The 22,957-nt window shown below is 49.1% G+C and carries 15 protein-coding genes; all 15 read left to right on the forward strand.

The window, feature by feature from the left end; genetic code table 11:
• The first annotated feature begins 8 nt into the window (after nucleotides 1-8).
• The 15 genes from VSQ32_03970 to VSQ32_04040 all read left to right on the forward strand — a co-directional run bounded on the left by VSQ32_03970 (nucleotide 9) and on the right by VSQ32_04040 (nucleotide 22,951).
• Complete coding sequence (locus VSQ32_03970) at nucleotides 9-3,674, forward strand: hypothetical protein (GenBank protein MEH2942032.1); 3,666 nt, start codon at nucleotides 9-11, stop codon at nucleotides 3,672-3,674.
• 335 nt (nucleotides 3,675-4,009) lie between these two features.
• The gene (locus VSQ32_03975) at nucleotides 4,010-4,675 is read left to right on the forward strand and encodes a hypothetical protein (GenBank protein MEH2942033.1); all 666 of its coding nucleotides are present in this window, start codon (nucleotides 4,010-4,012) and stop codon (nucleotides 4,673-4,675) included.
• Nucleotides 4,676-4,688: 13 nt separating this feature from the next.
• Entirely contained in the window at nucleotides 4,689-5,750 is a 1,062-nt protein-coding gene (locus tag VSQ32_03980) for a hypothetical protein (GenBank protein ID MEH2942034.1), read from the forward strand.
• Nucleotides 5,747-6,526: a phage baseplate assembly protein V gene (locus tag VSQ32_03985; protein ID MEH2942035.1), complete on the forward strand. Its 780-nt coding sequence runs from the start codon at nucleotides 5,747-5,749 to the stop codon at nucleotides 6,524-6,526. The genes VSQ32_03980 and VSQ32_03985 overlap by 4 nt, the downstream gene beginning before the upstream one ends.
• 268 nt (nucleotides 6,527-6,794) lie before the next feature.
• Entirely contained in the window at nucleotides 6,795-7,208 is a 414-nt protein-coding gene (locus VSQ32_03990) for a GPW/gp25 family protein (protein ID MEH2942036.1), read from the forward strand.
• 36 nt (nucleotides 7,209-7,244) lie between these two features.
• The gene (locus VSQ32_03995; GenBank protein ID MEH2942037.1) at nucleotides 7,245-10,175 is read left to right on the forward strand and encodes a hypothetical protein; all 2,931 of its coding nucleotides are present in this window, start codon (nucleotides 7,245-7,247) and stop codon (nucleotides 10,173-10,175) included.
• A 40-nt stretch (nucleotides 10,176-10,215) separates the two neighbouring features.
• On the forward strand, nucleotides 10,216-12,318 hold the full coding sequence (locus tag VSQ32_04000) for a baseplate J/gp47 family protein (GenBank protein MEH2942038.1): 2,103 nt from the start codon (nucleotides 10,216-10,218) through the stop codon (nucleotides 12,316-12,318).
• 35 nt (nucleotides 12,319-12,353) lie between these two features.
• Nucleotides 12,354-13,532, forward strand: a complete 1,179-nt coding sequence (locus VSQ32_04005) for a phage tail protein (protein ID MEH2942039.1) — start codon at nucleotides 12,354-12,356, stop codon at nucleotides 13,530-13,532.
• Nucleotides 13,504-15,231, forward strand: a complete 1,728-nt coding sequence (locus tag VSQ32_04010) for a hypothetical protein (protein ID MEH2942040.1) — start codon at nucleotides 13,504-13,506, stop codon at nucleotides 15,229-15,231. Before VSQ32_04005 ends, VSQ32_04010 begins: the two co-directional genes overlap by 29 nt.
• A gap of 7 nt (nucleotides 15,232-15,238) precedes the next feature.
• A complete protein-coding gene (locus VSQ32_04015) occupies nucleotides 15,239-16,123 on the forward strand; it encodes a hypothetical protein (protein ID MEH2942041.1) in 885 nt (294 codons plus the stop codon).
• A gap of 24 nt (nucleotides 16,124-16,147) precedes the next feature.
• Nucleotides 16,148-18,463, forward strand: coding sequence for a hypothetical protein (locus tag VSQ32_04020; protein ID MEH2942042.1), 2,316 nt, complete (start codon nucleotides 16,148-16,150; stop codon nucleotides 18,461-18,463).
• 39 nt (nucleotides 18,464-18,502) lie between these two features.
• The gene (locus VSQ32_04025; GenBank protein MEH2942043.1) at nucleotides 18,503-19,081 is read left to right on the forward strand and encodes a DUF4255 domain-containing protein; all 579 of its coding nucleotides are present in this window, start codon (nucleotides 18,503-18,505) and stop codon (nucleotides 19,079-19,081) included.
• A gap of 1 nt (nucleotide 19,082) precedes the next feature.
• Nucleotides 19,083-19,823 carry a hypothetical protein gene (locus VSQ32_04030; protein ID MEH2942044.1) on the forward strand — a complete coding sequence of 247 codons (741 nt, stop codon included), beginning with the start codon at nucleotides 19,083-19,085 and terminating at the stop codon, nucleotides 19,821-19,823.
• A gap of 5 nt (nucleotides 19,824-19,828) precedes the next feature.
• Nucleotides 19,829-20,212 (forward strand): DUF4280 domain-containing protein, encoded by a 384-nt coding sequence (locus VSQ32_04035; GenBank protein MEH2942045.1) that lies wholly within the window; start codon nucleotides 19,829-19,831, stop codon nucleotides 20,210-20,212.
• A 27-nt stretch (nucleotides 20,213-20,239) separates the two neighbouring features.
• A complete protein-coding gene (locus tag VSQ32_04040) occupies nucleotides 20,240-22,951 on the forward strand; it encodes a HAMP domain-containing protein (protein MEH2942046.1) in 2,712 nt (903 codons plus the stop codon).
• Nucleotides 22,952-22,957: the final 6 nt, after the last annotated feature.

Here is a 22,957-nt window from a genome sequence, read left to right on the forward strand (position 1 = left end):
GGAAACCTATGCTGAAGTTACGAAAGCCTTTTTTACAGAACATACAGCTTCATATCAGACAGGATTTGCTGCAGAGCCTGTGGGACAAATATGTTCCTGCATCTTCCCCGGAGTATGAACAGATTCAGCTCGTCTATCTGAGCGGGGAAACCGGACAGGAAGAGGGGCAGCCCAGGCAGATACAGCTCTTAATCAGCCTTTTGCTGAAAAACAGAATGCTGCAGATGGGAGAGGAAAAATATCCGTCTTCTCTGGCTTTTGGTATTCGGAGGATGGAGACCAGCCTTAAGCGGGTGGAGAAGTATTGTCTTACCCAGTTAAAGGGCAGGGATTTTACCATGTTCCGAAGTGTGGAGCAGTATATGACGCTGCTGGAGCAGGAACAGACGGAGAGCAGACGTTATGAAGGCTGGCAGAGGGAACATCAGGAAACAGAACAGAAACTGGAAGAATACCGGTTGCTTTCCATTTTTTCCCGGCAGGTCAGAGAATTTCTGGAGGAGCATTCGAAGCAGATGACCGGGGCGCCGGAGCGGGAACTCCTTGCTTCTCTGTCTGAGACGGAATACCGCAGACTGGCAGAGACTTCCATCTGGCAGAGGAGGGAAGCAGTAATTGCTTATCTGAAAACCTGCGGCGGGGTACAGGCCGGGCGGATGACAGAGCGCCTGAAAGAAGAGACCGCTCTTTGCAGGAGCCTTATCCGGAAGACAGGACTGGCGGAGACGGACCGAAAAGAAAGAGCCCTGACGGAAGAAAGGGAATTGCGGGAAAGAACTGCCAGGGACAGATTCGCAAAACTGAAATTTGCAGGAAAAAAATATGCCAGACTGAAAACAGGAAACCCGGAAACGCCGGAGAAATCAGAAAAATCGGAACGGGATGAAGCGGCGTTCCGGAAGGTTCTGAAGCCTGCGGCGGGACAGACAGAGGGCGACAGGCTGTCTGACCTGGCGAAGCTGTTTGAGCAGAAGGAATTTCTGCTGTTTTACCGGCAGGTGGTGGAGCCGGAACAGGAGCCGGAGCAGGAAGACAGTCCGCTGACAGTCTGGAAGAAAAGCCGTGAGGAAATGATTTCTTATCTGGACAGAGTAGCCCTTCGGCTGGAACATAAAAGAACAGAAGCTGCAATGTCTGACATACCGGAGGCGAAGGTTCTGCAGCAGGTGCGGGAGCAGGCAGACATGCTTTTTCCGGAACAGATGCGGCATTTGGAGGAAGAACAGGTACGGGAATGGAACAGGAATTTCCGGGAACAGATTTCTTCCATGGTGGAGGAAGAACCCTTTACCGTTCTTGCGGATGTAACAAAAGACTGGGAGGAACCGTCTCAGCTTGTTCAGAAGCTGGAGGACACCGGAGAACGGTGGAAGGAACAGCTCAGACAGCGGGAAGAACGGATGTTTGAAAAATACCGGGAACAGTATCAGGGAGTACTGCAGGAAGAAACATTCCGAATCCGGTATCAGGAAAAAGCCGGACAGGAAGGGCTGACGGAAGAAGAAATTCAGAATATATGTACATGGAGCAGACTGCTGCTGGAGACATCTGTTTACGGGATACCGGAAGAAAAGATGGAATCTTCCGAAGAAAGGGAACCCGCTCCGATAATTCCGGCCAAAGAAGGGGAATATGAGAAGGAACTGGTATACCTTATGGAACAGGTAAGCCGCAGAATAGAAGGTTGGAATGTATATGAGAAGGAACCTGTTCCGGTTCAGCGCAGGAGTTCTTATCAGGTAAATCAGACAGAAGAACAGAGAGAAGGTCTGGAAAAGCTGCTGCTTCATCTCCACGGAATGGAAGAAGAACAGAAAGGGGAATTTGTCAGCCGACTGGTGGAAGCGGTGCTGCTCTGGCAGCAGGCGGCCGGTATGGAGCAGTCTTCCGGAACAGCTTCCGGTGACAGTATTTCCGATTGGAGACAGGAAACAGTTCCCGCATCGGCAGAGCAGGAAGCAATGTTCCGTTTTGTAGAGGAAAATTTCATAAAACAACAGAAAGAATATCCGGATTCAGACAGTCAGACAGAGGAAGAAATCCATCGAATCTGTACTTATGGAAAAATAATTCTGGATTCTGTAAGCCTGGAGTATCGGCCAGCACAGGAGGAGTACCGGGCGGCACAGGAAGAACAGCGGCCGGCACAGGAGGAGCCTTATCAGGAACTGGTTTCAATCATAAAACAGATTAATCAGTATATGGAAAACAGGGCGATATACGGAGAGAATCATATTTTGCTCCGGAAGGAAAGTCAGATAAAAGAACCGGACAAAGAAGAAACCCGACGGATGCTGACCTATGTTCGTAATCTGAACGAAGAACAGCGGGAAGGATTTGTACGAAGACTGGCAGATGCGGTATTGCTCCGGCATCAGACAGATGTTCTGCAGAAGGTTCTTACGAAACAGAAGACAGAACTTTCAGAAGAACAGAAGACAGAGCTTTCAGAAAAACAGAAGACAGAGTTTTCAGAAAAGTTCTCTGTTATGCAGGAACAGAATCGGGAAACAGTTCAGGCAGAAACGTCCGCTTTTCCGTCTGCCGAATTACAGCTTCTGCAGTCAGAAGAAACCGGCGCGGCAGGTGTGGCTTACCGGGAGATGTGGGAATGGAGCGAATCTCTGCTGTTTCATCCGGAACAGGAGCAGGAACGGGAAGACGGAGATATTTTGTCCGGGCAGTGGCAGACGGAGAATCTCCTTTCGCAGGATATGAGCCAGGAAGATTTGCAGACTCAGCTCATACGCCGTCAGATAGAAGGTGCAAAAGACCGGAACAGCCTGCAGCGCCTGCTGGTACAGATGAACCATCAGACAGAAGACAGGCTCCATCTGGTGTATGCAGACAGCCAGCTTGCAATGGCGCCGATTCAGAGTCTTCTCCGCCATATCCGGACACTGGATGAGAAACAGTATGGAATTCTGTTAAGAGAGCTGTCCCGGATTGCAGAACTTCGGTGGGCTGTGTATGAGGAACAGAGGGAAGGCCGCCACCTTTCTGCAAAAGGGAAGCAGACAGGACTTCTGATAGAAGAAAACCTGCCGGATTTGGAAAAATCCAATACAGGAGAACTTTCCGGGGCTGCTGCATATCCCGGCCTGGTTTTTTATATTCAGGGATATGAAAGACAGCGGCGTCTGAGGATGGGGATGTATCTCCGGAAGCTGGCACAGGCCTGCGGAATCCGGTATGCAGATGAAAGGAAAAATACCGTCCGGTTTACAGATGAAAGCACAGGCAGCTTTCCGTTTGTAAAAGAGCAGCAGCTTTTGGATGGCAGTTCTGCCGCCATATACGGCAGGAACGTCAGAATGGGACAGATTCCGGAGCCTGTACCGGAGCATGGAACGGTGCTGCAGAACAGGAATTTTCCTGGTTATGGCCGGAAGACGGGCAGTCAGCCCATGCCGGAACTTACATATTCTGTAAACAAAAATATGATAGCGGACCAGGGACAGAGCAGAGCAGAACTGCATATGCAGCAGGAGACCATACAATTAAAATCAGCCCAGGCCCAGCTGGAGCAGAAGCTGGAAGAGGTGGAAGCGGAACTCAGGAAAGTGGAAAGCGCCGCTCAGGCAAAAGAGGATGTGAATGTTTTTGCAGAGCAGGTGAAAAAGCGCCTTTACGAAGAACTTCATGTGGAGAAACTGCGCAGGGGACTTGTTTAATGGAATGATTTTATACAGGGACAGGCAATTGCGAAACTCAGGAATTTTCTGAATTTCACACACAATTCAGAAAATTTAAAAGAAAGATTTCCTCATCAAAAGCAAAGGAATGCATTTTAGCGCTATGGAAGCAAGACTCAAAAGACGCTGGAAGCCTTTGCTGACAGGGGATTTTGTAGTCAGAGGCTTGCTGGAATGTTCAGCGCGTTTCGCATTTCGTGCTTTTGTATGATGAAAATCTTTTAAGATAATTGTAAGAATTGTGCATGAAATTATGATGATTTTATTGTTTCACAATTGCCTGTTACACAGGGAGCGGGAAAGGAGGAATTTCTTTGGGTCTTACAAAGGCGAAACTGGAAATTGAAAAAGAAATCGGAATGAGTATAATTGATGTGCTGTTTAACCCTTCGGAATATCAGCTTACAGACAGCGCAAATTATTCGGAAAAGAAAGTGCCCGGTCTGGACGGGCCCCTGTTCCAGTATATTTCCGGAGAGGCCACGGAACTTTCTCTGAACCTTTTCCTGGACACTTATGTGCCGAAACAGCCAACATCACTGATTTCCTTTGGCACTCCGCCTGTGTCCACGGACGTTTCCGCCATTACGAAGCAGATTGCAGACGCAACCTCCATTGACGGAAGCCTGCACCGTCCCCCGGAAGTTACATTCCGATGGGGTTCTCTGCATTTCAGAGGGATTGTCACAAGATTCAACCATACTTATACCATGTTTACGGAAAGCGGTATGCCGGTACGGGCAAAAGTCAGCCTGACCTTTAAATCTCTGATATCCCCCAGGGACAGGCGCAGGGCGTCTCCTTTTGAATCGCCGGACCGCACCAAATACCGTACCATCCGTCAGGGAATCGGATTGTGGGATATTGCCGGGATGGAATACGGGGATCCGGATATGTGGAAAATGATAGCCAGAGAAAACGGAATCCTGAATCCCCTGGACGTCAGGCCGGGACAGGTGGTAAAACTCCCGGCCCTTTGAAAGGAGACAGATTATGGCAACCATTACAATGACCAGTCTGGCAGCGAAATATAAAGATTTCAGGGTGCCTGCGATGAAAGTTAAAAGTTCCGGTTTTGATTTGATTGGGGAATCTGACTATGCGGTGGAATCCGTGGAGGTAACCCTTTCCCAGACGGTGGCCAGCGCGGCGGTGATTAAGCTGACAAATGTGTATGATCTGGAGAACCGCAAATTTCGGGACGATGTCAGTTCTGATTTTATTCTGGGGGAACTGGTGGAAGTGGAAATGGGCTATGGGTCTTCTCTGACGTCTCTGTTTTATGGATATGTGGATGAAATTACTTATGAGCTTTCTGAGAGTCCCTCCATCCGGGTGACGGCAGTTGACGTACGCAGGATGATGATGGGAAGCAAAAAGAGCAATATTTCCCATCAGGTAAAAAGCTATTCCGACGCTTTTAATGAAGTAATTAAAAAATATAAACCGGCTTATAAGTCAAAAGATGTGGATGCCACCGATAAGCTGGAAACGGACTGCATTCTCCAGAATGGAAGTGATTATGAGTTTATCAAAGAGGAACTGTGTAAAAAAGCAAACCGGGACTTTTTTGTGCAGGCGGGGATAGTTTATTTTAAGGATATAAAGGCGGAACTGTTTCATACGGTGGAGCTGGAATGGGCGAAAGATATCATTTCCTTTCAGCGGAGAGCTTCCTTTCAGGATGTGGTGATAAAGATTATGGGGCAGGATGTGGATAAAAAAGAAGAAGTTACGGCAGAGGTAAAGGTAAAGGCGGACGATAAGCAGAAATCCCTGGTACAGAGTGAAAAAACAGAAATGAACGCCAGCGTGGAGGATAACAGCGATGCGAAAAAGATTGCGGACCACAAAGCGGACGAGGCCAAAAAGCAGGCCAGGCAGGCCAGCGGAGTATGTATCGGAATTCCTGAGATTCAGGCGGGCGGTCGGGTGAAAATCAAGGACGGAGATGCCAGCCTGATTGACGGTATATATGATATTATGGAAGCAAAGCATATATTTAGCGGGGACGGTTATCGGACGTCTTTTGAAGTGGGAGGCTGGAAACGTTGAATTTTTATGATGAACTGCTGTCAGATAAAAAAGAAGAGAAGACATATCCTGAGATAACGGCGCCGGGGCTTTTAAATGCTATTGTGAAAGATATCTGGGATAAAGACCATATGGGTATGATAAAAGTGGAATATCTGATGGGCGAGAAGGATAAAAAAACATCCGACTGGGTAAGAGTTATGACAGGTTATGGGGGAAACGGATTTGGCAATTACTGGCTGCCGGAAATCGGCACGGAAGTGCTGGTGGGATTTATCCACGGAAACATGAATATGCCGGTAGTGCTGGGATGTCTGTGGAACGGAACGGACAAGCTGCCGGAAGGGGCGGCCAGTGAGAAAAACGAGACAAAAACGGTTATGACAAAGGGCGGCCATAAGATTACCTTTACCGAGACAGAGAATAAAGGGAAAATTACGGTAAACACGCCTAAGGGACTGGAAATCCTGCTGGATGATGAACAGGAAACCATTCAGATACAGGATAAAGGGAAAGAAAACAGCATTCTGCTGGACAGTAAAAACGGCGCCATAGCATTAAAGGCAAAACAGGAAATTACCCTTACCGTAGGCACCAAAGAAGCGCTGAAAGCAGATGCCAACGGAGTTAAAGTTACCGGCAGCACCATTCAGTTAGAAGCACAGCAGAGCCTTAAGACGAAAGGCCAGAGCACCTCTGTGGAAGGAACCAGCATAAAGGTAAAAGCCGACGGAGAACTGGGACTGCAGGCCTCCGGTATGACCCAGCTCAAAGGCAGCATGGTAAAGATAAATTAGTATTTACCTTGAGGAGGGGCCCAACGGAGTTGGGAGGAGCCCTGAAGGTATAAGAGGAGGGGCCCAACGGAGTTGGGAGGAGCCCTGAAGGTATAAGAGGAGGGGCCCAACGGAGTTGGGAGGAGCCCTGAAGGTATAAGAGGAGGGGCCCAACATTTACCTTGAGGAGGTACCCGGCTATGCCGGGAGGAGTCCTGAAGGTTCAGGAGTTGGGAGGAGCCCTGAAGGTATAAGAGGAGGTACCCGGCTATGTCGGGAGGAGGTAATCATGGATCAGAGAAACGGAGTAAAAGCATTTCTTGGAACAGGCTGGAAGTTTCCCGTTGAAATTGACGGGGCAACCGGGCGGATTAAAATGTCCTCCAACGAAGACAGTATCCGGGAGTCTGTGGGTATTATCATCGGAACCAGGCCGGGAGAACTGCCCATGCACCCGGAATTCGGGTGCAGAATCCGGGATTATACCTTTGAATCTGCAGATTATACCACCCTGTACTCCATGAAAACAGAAGTGGAACACGCATTAATCCGCTGGGAACCGCGGATTACGGACATAAAGGCGGAGGTCAGTGATGAACAGATTGATGAAGGGCTTCTGATGATTCATGTCAGTTATGTCATCCGCTCCACAAACAGCCAGTATAATCTGGTATACCCTTTCTATATCAATGAGGGAGAATAAGAACCGGAAGAGATTTGAAATGAGAGAGGAACAGCTATGAAGATTCCGCAGATAGAGAAAATGTCCAGAGAGGACATCATCAGCTATATGAGAAAATGTGCAAAGCAGTATGTTCCGGAATGGAGATACGATGAGGAGCAGCCGGATGCCGGAACTGCTCTGGTATCCATATTCGCTGATATGATGTATGACAATATTAAAAAATTTAATATGTCCGCAGCAGGAGATTTATTCTCTTTCTTTGACGGAGTGAACGCCGGACTGCTGCCCGCAAGTCCGGCGGAAGGATTTGTGGTATTCGGCCTTCCGGAAGGATATGACGGTGAGGCAGAAGTTCCTTTTGGAACCAGGCTGCTGGCGGAATCAGAGGGAGAACAGCTTGTGTTTGAAACCCAGGAGGAGGTACTGGTACGCCCCATGGAGCTGGAACAGATTTTTCTGTCAGACCCAGGAGGAGACGGGATATATGAGCTGTATAACAGGCGCCGGGATGATGTTCCATCTTTTTTTCTGTTCCAGAATGGAGAGGAGAATCTGCAGCGTCATCTGATGTTTTTCTGTTTTGGCCAGGAAATTGCAGTTTCCGCGTACGCAGACGCCGGGCTTTCCCTGGTACCTGCGGGAAAAGGGAAGCATGACAGCTTTTGGGAAGCCCTCTGTGATTCGTCCCGTATCCGTTTTTATTACAGTGTTGGGGAGGAAGAAGAATACCGCATGATTACGGATTATACCTGCCAGGATGGAAGACTCTGTTTTCAGATTCCCGGCGGGCCCAGGGGGTTTGCTCCTGCGGAATCCCTGTCTTCCATGTATGTAATATATGCGGAAATACTGGATGCGGATTATTTCTCCGGAATTTATCTGCAGGAAGTATCTCTGGGCACAGAATGTCTCGGACAGAAACCGGAATTTATTCATGTAAACGGAACGGACCAGGAAATCGAAGAATTTCTGGCCTTTGGGGAACATCCGTCTGTTTATGATGAGTTTTATATCGGAAGCGGTGAAATATTCGGCAGGCCCGGCGCCCGTGTCCGGGTGGAATTTGACCTTGATTTTGTCAGAATCCCCATAGAGGAAATCGTGTCAGGTGTGAAAATAGCCTGGAAACGGATTATGCGGAAGCAGGAATTTGTGCCGGAAGAAGAATATGATATTACAATTCGGGAAGTTATATGGGAATATTACAATGGGTTTGGATGGAAACGTCTCCCGGTGTCCGGCCAGTACGGAAATATTTTTACAGCCGGCGAGGGACTTAAGGGTGTGCGCCGGCAGATGGAGTTTACCTGTCCGCCGGATATCAGCCGGGTACTGGTGAATTCGGCGGAGAATTACTGTATCCGTGCCAGAATTATCCGTATGAATAATGCTTTTAAGACAAAGGGCGCTTACGTGGCCCCTGTGGCCGGAAATTTTTCTTTAAGCTACAGCTATATGAAAACGCCTCTCCGTCCGAAGACCATGATTCAGCAGAATAATATGGAGCTGAAGGAATACGGGACGGAGGAAATGCAGAAAAAAGGGTTTGCAGTTCCCGTGTGCAGGGCGCGGACGGAGGAACAGAAAACATGCTATTTCGGCTTTGGGCATCCCCCTGCCGGAGGCCCGCTGAAAATGCTGTTCGTTATGCATGATACCTTGCAGAATCATCTGTCCGGACTGAAATGGGAATACCTGTCGGCGGAGGGATGGCAGGAAATGCATCCTGCTGACAGTACGGAAGGATTTGCACATACAGGGCTGATTTCATGGTACGGACGCAATGATATCTGCCGGGATTCGCTGTTTGGGGAAAATCTGTTCTGGCTCCGTCTCAGCGGCAAAGCAGGCAGGGAACTGACCAAAACGCCGGAAAACTGTCCGAAAATCGAAGGAATTTATCCGAATGCGACCATAGTTCTTGGGATTGAGACCGTGGAGGAAGTTTTTGGTCTGGAGCCCCGCATGGAAGAAAAAAAGATTCATCTTTCCTATGGAGATATTTCCCGGCTGGAGGTTCGGGTTCTGGGAAAAACAGATTATGAAAACGGTCCGGGGCAGAATCGGGAATTATGGACAGAGGTGGAAGAACTGGGGCCGGACAGCGGCAGCAGAAAGGAATATACGGCAGACCGGCGCGACGGTATTCTGACTTTTCCGAAATATATGGAGGTATCGGGCCGCAACGAACAGGACGAGATTGAAATATATGTGAAATACGGGTACTGCCGGGGAGAAAAAGGGAATGTAAAGGCCGGGGAAATCTCCCGTCTGGACCGGACAGCAGGGTTTATCAACAGTGTAAACAATCCTCTGGATGCTGTCTGCGGCCTTCCCGGAGAGGGCGTGATGGAAGCAGTGGGCAGAAACGCCGGTCTGCTGCGTCACGGCAGGCGATGTGTTTCAGCGGAGGATTATGAAGATATGGCGCGGGAAGCAGCCAGGGATATCAGTATGGTGAAATGTTTTCCAGGCTGTGATGAAACAGGCAGATACCAGCCGGGAGCAGTAACCCTTGTGGTGCTTCCAGGGAGTTATGGAGAGCATTGCTACAGTTTTGAACGGACCAGAAAGAAGATTTATGAATACCTTTCCGTCCGTATGGATGAGAATATTGTAAATCTGGGACGGTTTCATATTGTGATGCCGGAGCTGATTCGGCTGGATGTGAAGGTGGTTCTGGAGCTGGCGCAGGAAAAGGAGATTTTTGCCGCCACAAAGCGGGTGAGAGAAGAACTGAAGCGGTTTTTAGACCCCCTTCACGGGAATTTTTACGGTGACGGCTGGGAAATCGGCACGCTCCCGGACAAAAATCAGATTACCCACGCCCTGAAACGGGTGGAGGGGGTGAAATATATCAGCCAGCTTTCCCTGCGTAAATACCGCAGCGGGCGGTTTGAGGAATACGAAGTCAACGAAGAACGGTTTCTGCCCTTTTACCGTCTGCCGAAAAGCGGCTTTCATGAAGTGGTGGCGGAACCCTGAGGACTGAAAAGACAGAACAGAGGAAGAAGGAGTGCAGGCCATGTTCTACAATTTGAATCTGGATGATAAATCGTATGGAGAAATTGAAGCGGACGCGGTTTTTCAGATACCGGGAAAATGTCCGGACTGGACCAATTACAACCAGTCAGATCCGGGAATTATGCTGCTTGGGCTTCTCTCGTGGTTCAAAGAAATACAGCAGTATCAGATCAGCCGTCTTTGCGGCTGGAAACGTCAGAAATATCTGAAACTGCTGGGGATGGAAAGGAATCATGCAAGACCTGCCCGGGGCTCTGTCAGCCTGGAGCTGGCGGCAGGTTTCGGCGGCAGTCGGATTCCCCTTCTGAAAGGAACCCGGTTCTGCGCGGGAGATATGGTTTTTGAGACGGTTCGCAAGGAATGGCCCCATCCCATCCGTCTGATTGGCGCTTACATTCTGTGCGGAGAATTGCTGGACCGCTATGTGAATATTGGAAATGATCTGGAAAAAAAGATGCGCCTGTACCCATTCGGAGAGTATCCGCAGGTGGGAAACAGCTGCTGCTTTATTATGGACAGGTCCTTTTCTTCCAGGGACAGAACAGTGGTATCCTTTGATATCTGCACAGACTATCAGGTGAGCCGCAATCCCATCGGGGAAGATTTTATTCCCCTTGCCCGACTGAAGTGGGAATATCAGTCGTCAGAAGGCTGGGAGGAACTGCCCGTGGAATCCGATACCACATATGCCTTTCTGCAGCGGGGGAAAATCTGTTTCCGGCTGCCGAAGAAAATGGTGGAGGACGAGACATACGGGGCTTTTCAGATACGTGTTACTCTGATGGAAAATGATTATGATGTGGCGCCGCTGATACAGAATATATATTTTAATGAAACAGAGGTAAAGCAGCAGTATTCCTGGTGCGATTATGAGGATTATGAAGTAATCCCGAAAGAAGGACAGGAAATCCTTTCTGTAAAAACCAGTATGTATCTGGCAAAAAGGGGACAGACAGAACTGTATCTGGAGCAGGATAAGGGATGGACAGTTACGCCGGTGCTGGATAAAGCGGAAGGGGAAGACGGAGACATGATTCTGTCTTTTCGCAGACCGGAACAGGCGGAAAACGGCCGGGTCTTTGCCTGCCGGCTGGCAGCCTGGGAAAATGAATTTCAGGAAAAACGGGAAATTGGACGGGGAAACGGAGCTGCCAGCCAGGAATACCGCCTGGATATGACAGATATTGTATATGATGAGTTTGAAATTATGGTAAAAGACAGTCAGGAAGGCAGATTTTATCCCTGGCGCAGGGTGGAAGATTTTGACGTCTGCACACCGGAGGACGCGGTGTATGTGCTGGAACTTTCGGAGCACAGGCTGCTGTTTGGAAACGGTGAGCACGGGATGGCGCCGGACGGGGATATCCGGCTGCTGCGGCTGAAAACAAGCAGCGGGAAATCAGGAAATATCAAAGCGGGAAAAATCCGGGAATGCAGGGATTTCCCTCAGTTTCTGGTAAAACAGTATGAGATGACCGGAGGCGGCCGGGATGATGAAACCATAGAGGAGTGTTACGGAAGGCTGCGGCAGGAACTGAAACAGATTCACCGCGGCGTCACCGGTTCCGATTATGAAGAACTGGTAAAACAGACGCCGGGACTTCTGATTCTGGACAGCAAAGTGGTGCCTCCCGCCGGAAAACGGGATTCCCTGCCGGAAAATGAGATTTCCATTGTGGTACGTCCTCTGAGTTATAAAGAGCGGGACACATGTCTGAGTGATAAATACAGGCAGAATCTGGAACAGATGCTCTGGAAGCGGAAAATGATTGGTACCGCTGTAAAGATACTGAATCCGGAATATGTGAGTATTTCTGTTTTTGCAGAAATTGTTATCCGGCCCCAGTTCACCGATGCGGAGGAGATGATTGAACATGCGGTGCGTTCCTGGCTGGATGAAACCGTATGGGAAATCGGCCGGCCGGTATCTGCCAGCGCTATTTACGGAATCATTGATATCCTGCCCTGTGTGCGGCAGGCCAGGACCCTTACCCTGGAGGCTGGCGGCCGGGGATATCGCTATCTGGCCAACGGCGACGTGCAGCTTCCGCCCAACGGGCTTCCCTGGCTGAAGGAACTGGATATTCGGATTTTTATGTCATAACAGATAGAAAGATACCATAGACAAGGGGCGATATTGTGGAGCAGCTTGCATATTTTGTATTTAATAAAAAGAGGGATTACGAGTCCGGTTACCGAAAGGGCATTCGTATTACCGAAGGGGGCCTTGCCCTGGAAGAAGGCGTCCGGGAAAGCGGTGTTTTCATTTCACGCCTGTTAGACAGCGGGGAAAGGGGAAACCAGTGGCATCGGGCGGTGATACAGAGCGTTGGGTACGGGGATGATTCCATCCGGTTTTATTTTTACTGCAGCGATGATGCCGAGACTGTGGTGGACGGTGAGATTTACCGCTGGGAAGAGCTGATTCGGAACCAGGAAATCACGCCGGAGAAAAAGCATCGGGCCATGGAGCCTTATCTGGCCCATATCGTACAGAATCCACAGGACATTTTACTGTATCGGGCCAGAGGCAGATATCTCTGGATGGAAATTCAGTTATTCTGCCAGGCAGGGTTTCTTCCTCAAATCCGGCATATGAAAATTTATGCCGGAAACCGCAGTTTTCTGTCTTACCTTCCCATGATTTATCAGACGAAAGGCAGGGAAGATTTTCTGGGAAGATTTCTGGGACTGTTTGAGACCATTTATCAGGATTTGGATGAAAAAATTACAGATTCCGCCAGGCAGCTTGACCCGATGACTGCAGAACCGGAATTTCTGCACTGGATGGCCAGATGGGTGGGAGTTACCAACGGACATCTGTGGCAGGAGGAAAAACTGCGGCTTCTGCTGAGTGGAATTGTCAGGAAAAATCTGATTCGGGGCACCAGAGAATATATGGAATATGTCATTGGAATTTTTACCGGAGAGCGTCCGTATTTTCTGGAATACTGCGATATCGAGCAGTACCGGGGGAATGAAACCGCATACCGGAGCCTGAAACAGTTTTATGCCCATGGCCCCTATGAGGTGAGCGTGCTTGTACGGGAACAGGCGGTGCCTTCCCTGCGGGAGCAACATGCGCTGAAAAAAATGATTGAGGATATCAAACCTGCCCATATCCGGATACATCTGATTATCCTGGGTCAGGGCATTTATCTGGGACAGAATGTGTATGCAGGAATAAACAGTACGCTGGTTGCCTGGGAGCGTGCAAATTTAAACGGTGGGGCTGCGATTCCGTCAATGGTTGGCATGGCAGAGACCGGGGCAAAGGAGGAAAAGAACTATGAAGAATTTGAAGAGCTTTCCATTTGAAAGGAATCGGTATTTTTATGGGAAGCTGCTGTCCGTGGAAGATTTTGAAACAGAGCAGAAATATTTTAACGATAAGCGCAGGACGGTCAACCGTTTCCTTTTTGGCTCCGGTGTGGTCTGCGGACTGGGCGTGGTGGAAGTAGACGATGAAAGCATATCGGTAGAACGGGGACTGGCACTGGATTTTGCCGGCCGGGAAATCGTGTTGGATGAACCGGCGGTGCGCAGAATTACGGAGCTGGAAGGTTATGGGGGAGACCAGGAAGGAGATTTTTATTACCTGTGTCTGGAATATCAGGAAGAAGCCGCAGAACTTATGCATAACGTGACCGGAACCATGGGACGGGACAGCAGTGAATACAACAAATACAAAGAGGGGTACCGGCTGTTTGTGACCCAGGAGGAGCCGGAGCGGGAAGCCTTTTCTCCTGCCCGTCTCTATGAGGACTGCCAGATTGTTTACCAGGGACAGGATATAAAGATTTCTCAGATACTGCCCAGATTTCCGGAACTGGGAAAAGACACGGTTCTGCGGATTGAGGTGGAATATACGGGGCAGCAGGAACTGTCCTTTGAGTACGAGCTGGAGCTTTCGTTTCTCACAAATGGAGAGGGAAACCGGGTTCATGTTTCTTTCCGGGAGGAGGACTGGGAGAAAACAGGAAAATACCAGATGGAAATTCCCCTGAAAGCAGCCTGTGTCAGCAACGTGCAGGCGGAGGCCGCACTGGTCAGCGGCAGCTTTAAACTGCAGATGGGAGGCCGGGAGTACGATGAGGCCGGTCCCTGTGTGAATCGTGTCCGGATCAGCGACCAGGATATTTATGATTCCATGCAGGAGGAATATTATAAAACAGCCATGGATTATATCGTGGGAAATACCTTTCAGCAGGGCATTTATCTGGCAAAGATTTATGTGGTAAGGGCCGGAGACGTCTGTCTGATTGAGCGGATTGATCCATTGCCCTTTGAGCAGAAAATCATGCATACGGAGATTTCCGCAGCCATGATTGGAAGGCTGACGGAGGATGTGAAAAGGCTGAAGGAAGCAGAACTGCGGGAAACAGAAAACCGGAAAGAGCAGGAAGAGAAAAAGCCCCTGAAAACTGTCTATGGCGACGTGGTCTTTGATGTGAGCCATATGAGGCCGGGGGAAGTGCTGTATTCCGATGAAATTGTACACGGGCTGGGCTTCGGTCCGGTGACCATCGACCTTGGCTATGAAGTGGACAACGGATTTGCCGGCGAGTCTCAGATGGTATTCGGGGATGCTTCCCTGTTTCAGGATAAATATGGATTTGCGGCTTCTCTGGGGGCAAGGCTGGAGCCTTCTATGGGAACCTTTGAAATCGGCCTGAAAATTATCCGAAACAGCAGCGCAAAACTGGTGCGGGTGCACTGGACCGCATTGCGCAATGAAATACGCAAATCAGAATCAGCCAGGAAAAAACGTATCTACATACAGCCGGATAATCCCAATGTATTTACCGGGGACAGCATTGCATTTACCGCAGTTCTGGAAGGATTTACGGACGAGCGGCTTCAGTGGAGCGTCAGAGACCGCAACGGCGGAACCATTGACAAAAACGGAAAGTATACTGCGCCGGAGACTGCAAGTATTTTCCAGATTTCCGTTTCCAGCATGGCTTATCCTCAGGTGCAGGCGTCAACCTTTGTAGTGGTACGTGAGAAAGAGTGAGACAGATATGGTACTTAAGTTTCAGGATGAACAGTATGAGCTGATTTCAAAAATCAAGACCACTGGTTCCGGGGCCATTGATCTGTACGTTGCCTGCGGTGTTTCCGGAGCAGAGGATACCAGGTATACGGTTGCCTGCGTCAGTGATATGGAGCTGGCCAGAAAGCTGGTGCCGGTCACTACCAGAAATAATGTCAACTATACCTTTAAGGATTTTCAGACCAGCTTTAATGCGGACGGCAAATATTATATTGTGTTCAGCCATGCGGATGGAAGAACGCTGCAGCAGGCCATGGAACAGGGCAATTATAATCTGATGGAACGTCTGCAGCTGATGAAAAATATTTTTGCACAGATTTTTCTCCTGAATATGCCGGAGTGTTTTCTGTATGAAGTGCTGCGGAAAGACAATATTGTGGTGGGAGAGGATCTGAGCGTCCGGTTTAATTATTTTTTTACGGAAGTGGATTACTACTGGCAGGTACAGGAAAAAGACTGTATCAGCCGGGTCAGCGGCCTGGTGCAGGAGATGTTTTCCAGGGAGCTGGAACAGAAAAGTTCCAGAGAGCTGATGAAATTTGCCAGGGATATGGAAGAAGGACATTTTGTTTATCTCTGGGACAGTTACGTGGTCTATGACAATATCTGTGAGTCGGTGCTCACAAAAAGCGAACAGCAGGAGTTAAAGCCAGGAAGAATCTGGTGGCGTGCCTGGGAGGGGCTTAAGAAAATCTTTCCGAAAATCCGGGCGGTGCTGGCGACTCTTTTAATTGGCTCGGCGGCTTTGTATCTGCTGCTGACGCTGCCCAATCCGGTGTTGTCAGAAAAAGGAATTTCCTTTCAGAAAATCGGAACCCTGGAAATTCAGGAAACCGGGCACGTGAAGAAATAACAGTTCAGGCAGGAGGGATGTAATATGCAGGGCGGACTGATTGGACGTACAGCCAGGAGGCTGTCACATATTTTAACAGCGCCGTTTCAGGTGGCATTCCGCAAAGCGAAGCGGATGGTCAGCCCGGAATCCTTTTCTTCAAAAGTTCTGAGTGACGTCCGTAAAGGAATCAATCAGAAAAAAAAGAAAAAAGAGCGGACAATCGGGGACTATTTTTCTTTCGGCCATTACTATGTGCTGAAAAGGATGGTATATGTGATTCTGCTGCTGTCAGCCGTTCTTCCGGTTTTGTATGTGAAATTGTTGCATCCCATTCTGGTCTCACAGTTTTTTACAAAAACTATGGTGATAAATTCCCATGAAATGGTGGGTTACAGCGGTAAGGTAGAGCTGGTGTCTCAGGAAGACGGAACGCTGATTTTCAAAGGAGAGATGGAGGAAGGTCGCATCAATGGAAAAGGACAGCTTTATACCTACACGGGAGCCTTGCTGTATGAGGGGAATTTTGAGATGGAGGCTTATTCCGGTGAGGGAGAGCTGTACTATGAAAATACGGATGTTCTCTGTTATAAAGGCACTTTTCTGCTGAATCAGTATGACGGCCAGGGATTTCTCTACGATGAGGCAGGAAAGCTGAAATATAAAGGAGATTTCAAAAACGGTCTTTACGAGGGGAACGGAACCCTTTATTTTCCCAATGGCCAGGAAGAATATGTGGGAACCTTTGCCAGGGGAGAAAAAGAAGGCAAAGGAACCCTTTACGATGAAGAGGGAAATGTGGTTGCCCAGGGAAACTTCGAGGACGGAGAGCCGGAACTGCAGGCTGTTGTTCTGGAGGATGAGGAAGGGAATGTCCTTTATGACGGAACGGTCAACGGAGACGGGGCATACGAAGGGGAAGGAAAACTCTATGAAGACGGGGCCCTTGTGTATGACGGAGATTTCGTAGACGGGAAAAAAGAAGGTTCCGGTACGGAATATGATGAGAACGGCAATGTTGCCTATGAGGGTGATTTTGTCAATGATGTCTATGAAGGAGAAGGAAAACTCTATGCCAGCGAACCTGCCGGGACCGGAAATAATGGAGAAGGGGAGAACTCCGGAGAAGAAGCCGGAAACGGAGCAGGAGAAAGCTCCGGAGGCGGAGCAGACAGTAAGACAGGCGGGAGTTCTGAAGCCAGAGGCAGTAAACCGGCAAATGGAAGTGCAACCGGGAATCAGGCAGGAGGGGCTGAAAGCGGGAACAGCAGCTCCGGAAGCGGAGCGGAAAATTCCGGAAGCGGAAATGGAAACAGCAGTTCCGGCACAACAGAAAACGGAGCCGGAACCTCCGGAAACGGAAGAAATGCAGCGGAGAACGAAGGCGGCGGAGCCGAAACCTCTGAAAACGGAAGCACCGCAGGCGCGGAAAATGGCGGAACACTTTCAGATGATGGAGGCGAAACTTCCAAGAGCGAAACTTCCGAAAGCGAATCTGCCGCAGATGACGCAGCGGAACCGGAAGAAGTCCACAATAAAGGAGCTCTTATATATGAAGGCAGCTTTATTAACGGGGAAAAGGAAGGCGCCGGGACTTCCTATGATGTGGATGGAAATACCCTGTACAAAGGGGAGTTTGTCAAAGGTAAATATGAAGGGAAAGGAAAACTCTATGAAAACGGGAATCTCGTATATGACGGAGGACTGATTAACGGAGCATATGACGGAACCGGAAAATTTTATGATGAAAACGGGAATCTGACGTATGACGGCGCTTGGGTTCAGGGAAAACGGGAAGGGCTTGGAAAAGCCTTTAACGAGGAAGGAAAACTGGTGTATGACGGTACCTTTAAAGGGGATCAGTATGACGGTAGGGGCAAACTCTATGATACGGAAAAAGAACTGCTCATCTATGACGGTTCCTTTGCGGACGGACTGTATCAGGGGGCCGGAAAGCTGACGGATGCCGCCACGGAAATGCTGGTGTATGATGGGGAATTCTACCGGGGACAGTACAACGGAACCGGAAAACTGTATCATACTACCACCGGAAATCTCATTTACGACGGCGGATTTCTGAAAGGAAGGTATTATGGATCCGGTAAATTGTGGGATGAGAATGGAAACCTTCTTTACAAAGGTGATTTTATCAACGGGGTTTATTACGGCCACGGAGTTCGGTACGAAGTCTCTACGGGAAAGGTTCTGGAAGGCGGTCAGTTTAAAAACGGTATTCTGACGGTTCCGGATCCGGAAGGCACCCAGTATGACGATGAAGACGAGGAGAGTCCGGAGGTGGAGACAGCGGAATCTCCGGTGGAACCGGAAGATTCAGATACAGATACTCCGGAAGGAACATGAGATTTCGGAATCATAATTCAGACAGAAAAGAGAGATATTATGTCAGATTATACCAAAATTGCGGATACGGGAAACGGGATAATAACATTGCTGAAAGAAGCGCTGATTCCGGAACTGTTAAACAGTCCGGATCAGATTGGCCTCTGCTCTCCGGAAGACCACGGGGATTTCGCGGTAGGGGTGTGGCTCTATGACGTGAGAGAGGATACCTCCATTCAGGACCATGAAATGGCCAATATCGACAGGAATGCCCAGCGTTATCCATCTACATATCTGACCCTGTATTATATGATTACCCTTTATCTGCAGAGCGATTTAAAATACCGGGCGGTGCAGGAACATCAGATTATGGGTAAAATTATTCAGGCCTTCCGGGATAAAGCAGCTCTGGATTCGGATACGTTTGCACCCACTGATGTGCCTGGAAATGCCAATATCCGTATACAGATGCTGGAGCTGGAAACAGAGGAAAAGGTACGCCTCTGGACCGTACCCAATGCAGCTTACCGAACGTCGCTGTATTATACCGCAGGGCCTGTGGAACTGCAGTCCACCAGAGTGAAGTCTGTAAAACGGGTACGGGAAATCAGTTACCGGTATTCCGGAAAGGAGTCATAAGATGGTATTACAGGAAACCAGCATCCGCCTTTCCAAAGCAGTTCTGTTTCGGGATATGTTCACCGGAACGCCTGTGTCGGCGGAAATCCGGGTTCATTCCCTGTCCGGCGGAACAACGGAGAAGAAAGCAGGAGGCTATGTTCTGTTTCTGAATGTGAACAGCCCGGAAGTTGAAATAGAAGTGGAGTCCCCCGTCTACCAGCGCCGGAAACTTATTCTGAAAGCTGACGGCGGCAAAGAAGTGGAAGAGGTGCTGCTGTATCCTTCTCCTGCTTTTCCGGTGAAGGAGGGGGATACTGCAGTCCGGGGCAGGGCCAGGCCGGGAAGTCTGGTACGGTGTTACCTGGAAGAAGAACAGAGAGGCTGCCGGCTGCTTCAGGATTACAGACAGGGAGAGGCAGAGATTTCCTTTTATCTGAAAAGAGGAATACGAAGTCCGTTCTGGCATATCCGAAAGCGGCAGGAGCAGACAGGGGAATATTTCCATATGAGATATTCGGAAGGAGATAACGAATATTTTCAGCTTTTTCAGCCTCTGACAGGTTCCTGGCAGAAAAAAGATACGATACTTTTTCCGGCGCAGGGGGCCATTGCAGACGACAGGGGAGAATTTTATCTTTTGCTGGGAAAACTTCCCCAGGAAACAGGCGTTCTGCAGTATTCCTGCAAATTTGCGGAACAGGAGATATGCGGAAAGGCAGAAATTATTTCCGGGAAGGAAAATCATATTTTGGAGGAGTGAGGATTATGGGATTATGTGTGACGGGAGGAGCGTCCATGTCCTGCAGCTTTGGCATGGCCCCATCCATACTGAATGTATTGCCCACAGCAAAAACCATGTCGGCAATGCCCCTTGCAACCATAGCAGATAACGTGCCCTTTGTAAATATTACCCCCTTTGGGATGTGCCAGAGCATGGCCAATCCCGCGGTAGCCGCAGCTACTGCCGCGGCCATGGGGGTGTTGACGCCCATGCCCTGTACGCCGGTTCCGGCGGGGCCCTGGGCTCCCGGAGTTCCTCAGGTGCTGGTGGGCGGGAAGCCGGCGGTGGACGATCAGTGTAAGCTGACCTGCGCCTGGGGAGGAATCATACAGTTTACTAATTCGGGCTGCCCCACCGTGCAGCTTTAAAGACAATCAGATTCTGAGGAAAGAAAAATGAAGAAAAAAAGTTTGTATGGTATCTGGGGCATTGTGATTGCCGCGCTGGCCGGGATTCTTCTGGCCAGCCTCTATGGGAAAAATGTGAAATTAAATTATATCGAACAGATTCATCTGCAGGATGGATATCTGTATTATGTAGACCGGGGAGAGAGCGAAAATCTGAAAATTATCCGCTCGGACCCGAACGGAAAAAAGGGGGAAATGATTGCCTTCCGGCGGCATAAAAAGGAGCAGTACCAGATTATCCGCCAGATTTTTTTTGATGATGAAGGCAGCGCCTATGCGTTAATTCAGGAAACCAATGTGAAATTCTGGAACGGGGTCAGCAATAAAGTCTATAAATGTGATTTTGACCATGGCAGGCTGGAAGACACGGAGTATGACATCACAGAAGATACAGGCGTATACAGTCGGATATCTGTGCAGTGTATTCAGAATGGAGAACTCTGTTATATCGGTATTCCGGATACGGAGAAAAACCAGGAGCCGGCCGGGCTGTTTGCCCTGAACCGTCAGGGAGAGAGAAGGCAGCTGGATGAAATTCCTCTGGAATATCCGTATCTGAACGCCCAGTTTTTCTTAAGCGGAAATGGAATTCTGCTGTGGACAGATTATGGAGGAGAGGTTTTTGCCAAAGAGGTGGGAACAGACCGTTATCTGGACATTCAGGGAATCAGCGGAAAAAAAGGCGTGTTCAAAGCTCTTGCAAATGACGGAAAATACGCTTACGTGCTGGATTACGGTTCCGACTGCGTGATACAGATAGATTTGGAGGAACAGACCTCGCAGGTTCTGTTTTCCGGAGAAGATATCCGGGAAGACTACCCGGATTTCACCTTCCGCAAGCTGCGAAGCCTGGACTGTACCGCTTCAGGATTCTGCGCGGGTGTGGAAGAAGAACAGGGAGAACGGGCCATCTGTTCTTATCAGGACGGAACCCATAAGGATATCGCGAAGATTTCCCTCTCACATCATTCCGTATTTCATCGGATGTTATGGGTATATGGGGGAATCCTTCTGGCAGCGTTCCTTCTGGGAGTATACTGGATGGCCCGTGTGAAATACCATCTTCAGACGGTTCTGGTGCGGCTGTGCCTGATTTTCCTGCTGGGACTTCTGGTTATGGATCATTTTCTGGAGCAGTGGATTGGACAGTCCATGCGGGAGCAGCTGGAGAACACTCAGACGGTGTCCCTGTCGGCCCTGGGCAAAGTGCTCAAAGAAGATATTGTGAAAAATATTGAGACAAACCCGGAGAAATTTCCTTCCGGAGACCGGGCTCTGATGCTGAGCCACCATGCCGTCAATAACGGAAAAAGCGTTTCGGAGCTTTCTCTGTATCTTTACAGTGTTTTACACGCAGATGAGGAAGGGCAGCTGTACGTGAGGGAATCCATGTCCGAATACAGCGGCGTTCCGGTGGAATGGGTCTATGCTTCGGAAGTAGCCGAGTCAGTTTATCAGGCTTATGATACCGGGGAAGTGATAAATAAGATGGAGGAAAGCCAGAGCGGAAGACAGAATAATCAGTTTATCCCTATTATTCTGGGCGATGGAACGAAATACGGAGTCCTTGTTGTTTCCGCAGACGGAAATATGATGGATTATCAGATATGGTATTATCAGTGGAATATGAAAAATGCGTCTTCCACCCTTTTGCTGATACTGACGGTGGTACTGATGGTGATTCTGTATATTTTCCTGCGGCCCTTAAAGACATTGAAGGAGTGCGCCGGGAAGCTGGCGGCCGGAGAACTGGGCGTCACCATGGAAGTACATGGACACGATGAGGTTGCGGATATCTCTGCCGCCTTCAATCAGATGTCTCTGGAGCTTGAAAATTATGTGGAAGATATCAGAAGCATGTCCGACGGCTATTATAAATTTATTCCGGCAAAAATCCTGGAGCTTTTGGGAAAGGAATCCATTCAGGATGTAAGGCTGGGAGACCAGATGAAGGGAGAACTTACGATTCTGTCCCTCCATGCCATTGATTACCCTAAGCAGAGCGCCCTTTTGTCCGCAGAGCAGGTCTATACAGACATTAACCGGGTGCTGTCCATGCTGGTGGAACCTATCAATACCCATCACGGGGTGGTGGAGCATTTTGAAGACACGGGGCTGTCGGCATTTTTCACGGTCAGCAGCCAGGAAGCGCTGGACGCCGCCATTGATATCCAGCGGCTTTTAGAGCAGCAGATGCCCGGAAACGGAAGAACCATTGCCATCAGCTACGGACAGGTGATGATCGGCGTTATCGGCCATGAAAAGCGGATGGAGGCCACCGCCATTTCCGCCCATTCGGATCTGGCAAAGGCCCTGCGTTTAAAAGGAGATAAATATGGCGCTCATATTCTGATTACCCATCTGGTTTACCGGCAGATTCCGGATTTTGAGAAACATTATCATGCCAGATATCTGGGAAATATTTATCTGGCGGCGGATCATACGTACGAACGGATTTATGACGTCTACGACGGAGATTCCGAGGAGGAATTCTACTATAAAGAACTTACCAGACCGTTGTTTGAACAGGGCGTAGGGCTCTTTGTGGAAAAGAAATTTTATGAGGCAAGGCTTGTGTTTGTGGAAGTGCTCAAACAGCACCGGAAAGACAAAGCCGCAAAAGAATATCTCTATCGCTGCGACAGATATTATAAGCTGCCGCCGGAGGATGAAGTAGAGACAGTAATTGAGAAATTTTAGTAAAAC

It is taken from the genome of Lachnospiraceae bacterium JLR.KK002 (genome assembly GCA_036941025.1).
Taxonomy (GTDB): Bacteria; Bacillota; Clostridia; order Lachnospirales; family Lachnospiraceae; genus Petralouisia.

What these genes read in the sequence shown, in the direction of transcription:
- VSQ32_03970 (MEH2942032.1), top strand. Translation starts at nt 9, where the DNA reads ATGCTGAAGTTACGAAAGCCTTTTTTACAGAACATACAGCTTCATATC.
- VSQ32_03980 (MEH2942034.1), top strand. Translation starts at nt 4,689, where the DNA reads ATGGCAACCATTACAATGACCAGTCTGGCAGCGAAATATAAAGATTTC.
- VSQ32_03990 (MEH2942036.1), top strand. Translation starts at nt 6,795, where the DNA reads ATGGATCAGAGAAACGGAGTAAAAGCATTTCTTGGAACAGGCTGGAAG.
- VSQ32_03995 (MEH2942037.1), top strand. Translation starts at nt 7,245, where the DNA reads ATGAAGATTCCGCAGATAGAGAAAATGTCCAGAGAGGACATCATCAGC.
- VSQ32_04000 (MEH2942038.1), top strand. Translation starts at nt 10,216, where the DNA reads ATGTTCTACAATTTGAATCTGGATGATAAATCGTATGGAGAAATTGAA.
- VSQ32_04010 (MEH2942040.1), top strand. Translation starts at nt 13,504, where the DNA reads ATGAAGAATTTGAAGAGCTTTCCATTTGAAAGGAATCGGTATTTTTAT.
- VSQ32_04015 (MEH2942041.1), top strand. Translation starts at nt 15,239, where the DNA reads ATGGTACTTAAGTTTCAGGATGAACAGTATGAGCTGATTTCAAAAATC.
- VSQ32_04020 (MEH2942042.1), top strand. Translation starts at nt 16,148, where the DNA reads ATGCAGGGCGGACTGATTGGACGTACAGCCAGGAGGCTGTCACATATT.
- VSQ32_04025 (MEH2942043.1), top strand. Translation starts at nt 18,503, where the DNA reads ATGTCAGATTATACCAAAATTGCGGATACGGGAAACGGGATAATAACA.
- VSQ32_04030 (MEH2942044.1), top strand. Translation starts at nt 19,083, where the DNA reads ATGGTATTACAGGAAACCAGCATCCGCCTTTCCAAAGCAGTTCTGTTT.
- VSQ32_04035 (MEH2942045.1), top strand. Translation starts at nt 19,829, where the DNA reads ATGGGATTATGTGTGACGGGAGGAGCGTCCATGTCCTGCAGCTTTGGC.
- VSQ32_04040 (MEH2942046.1), top strand. Translation starts at nt 20,240, where the DNA reads ATGAAGAAAAAAAGTTTGTATGGTATCTGGGGCATTGTGATTGCCGCG.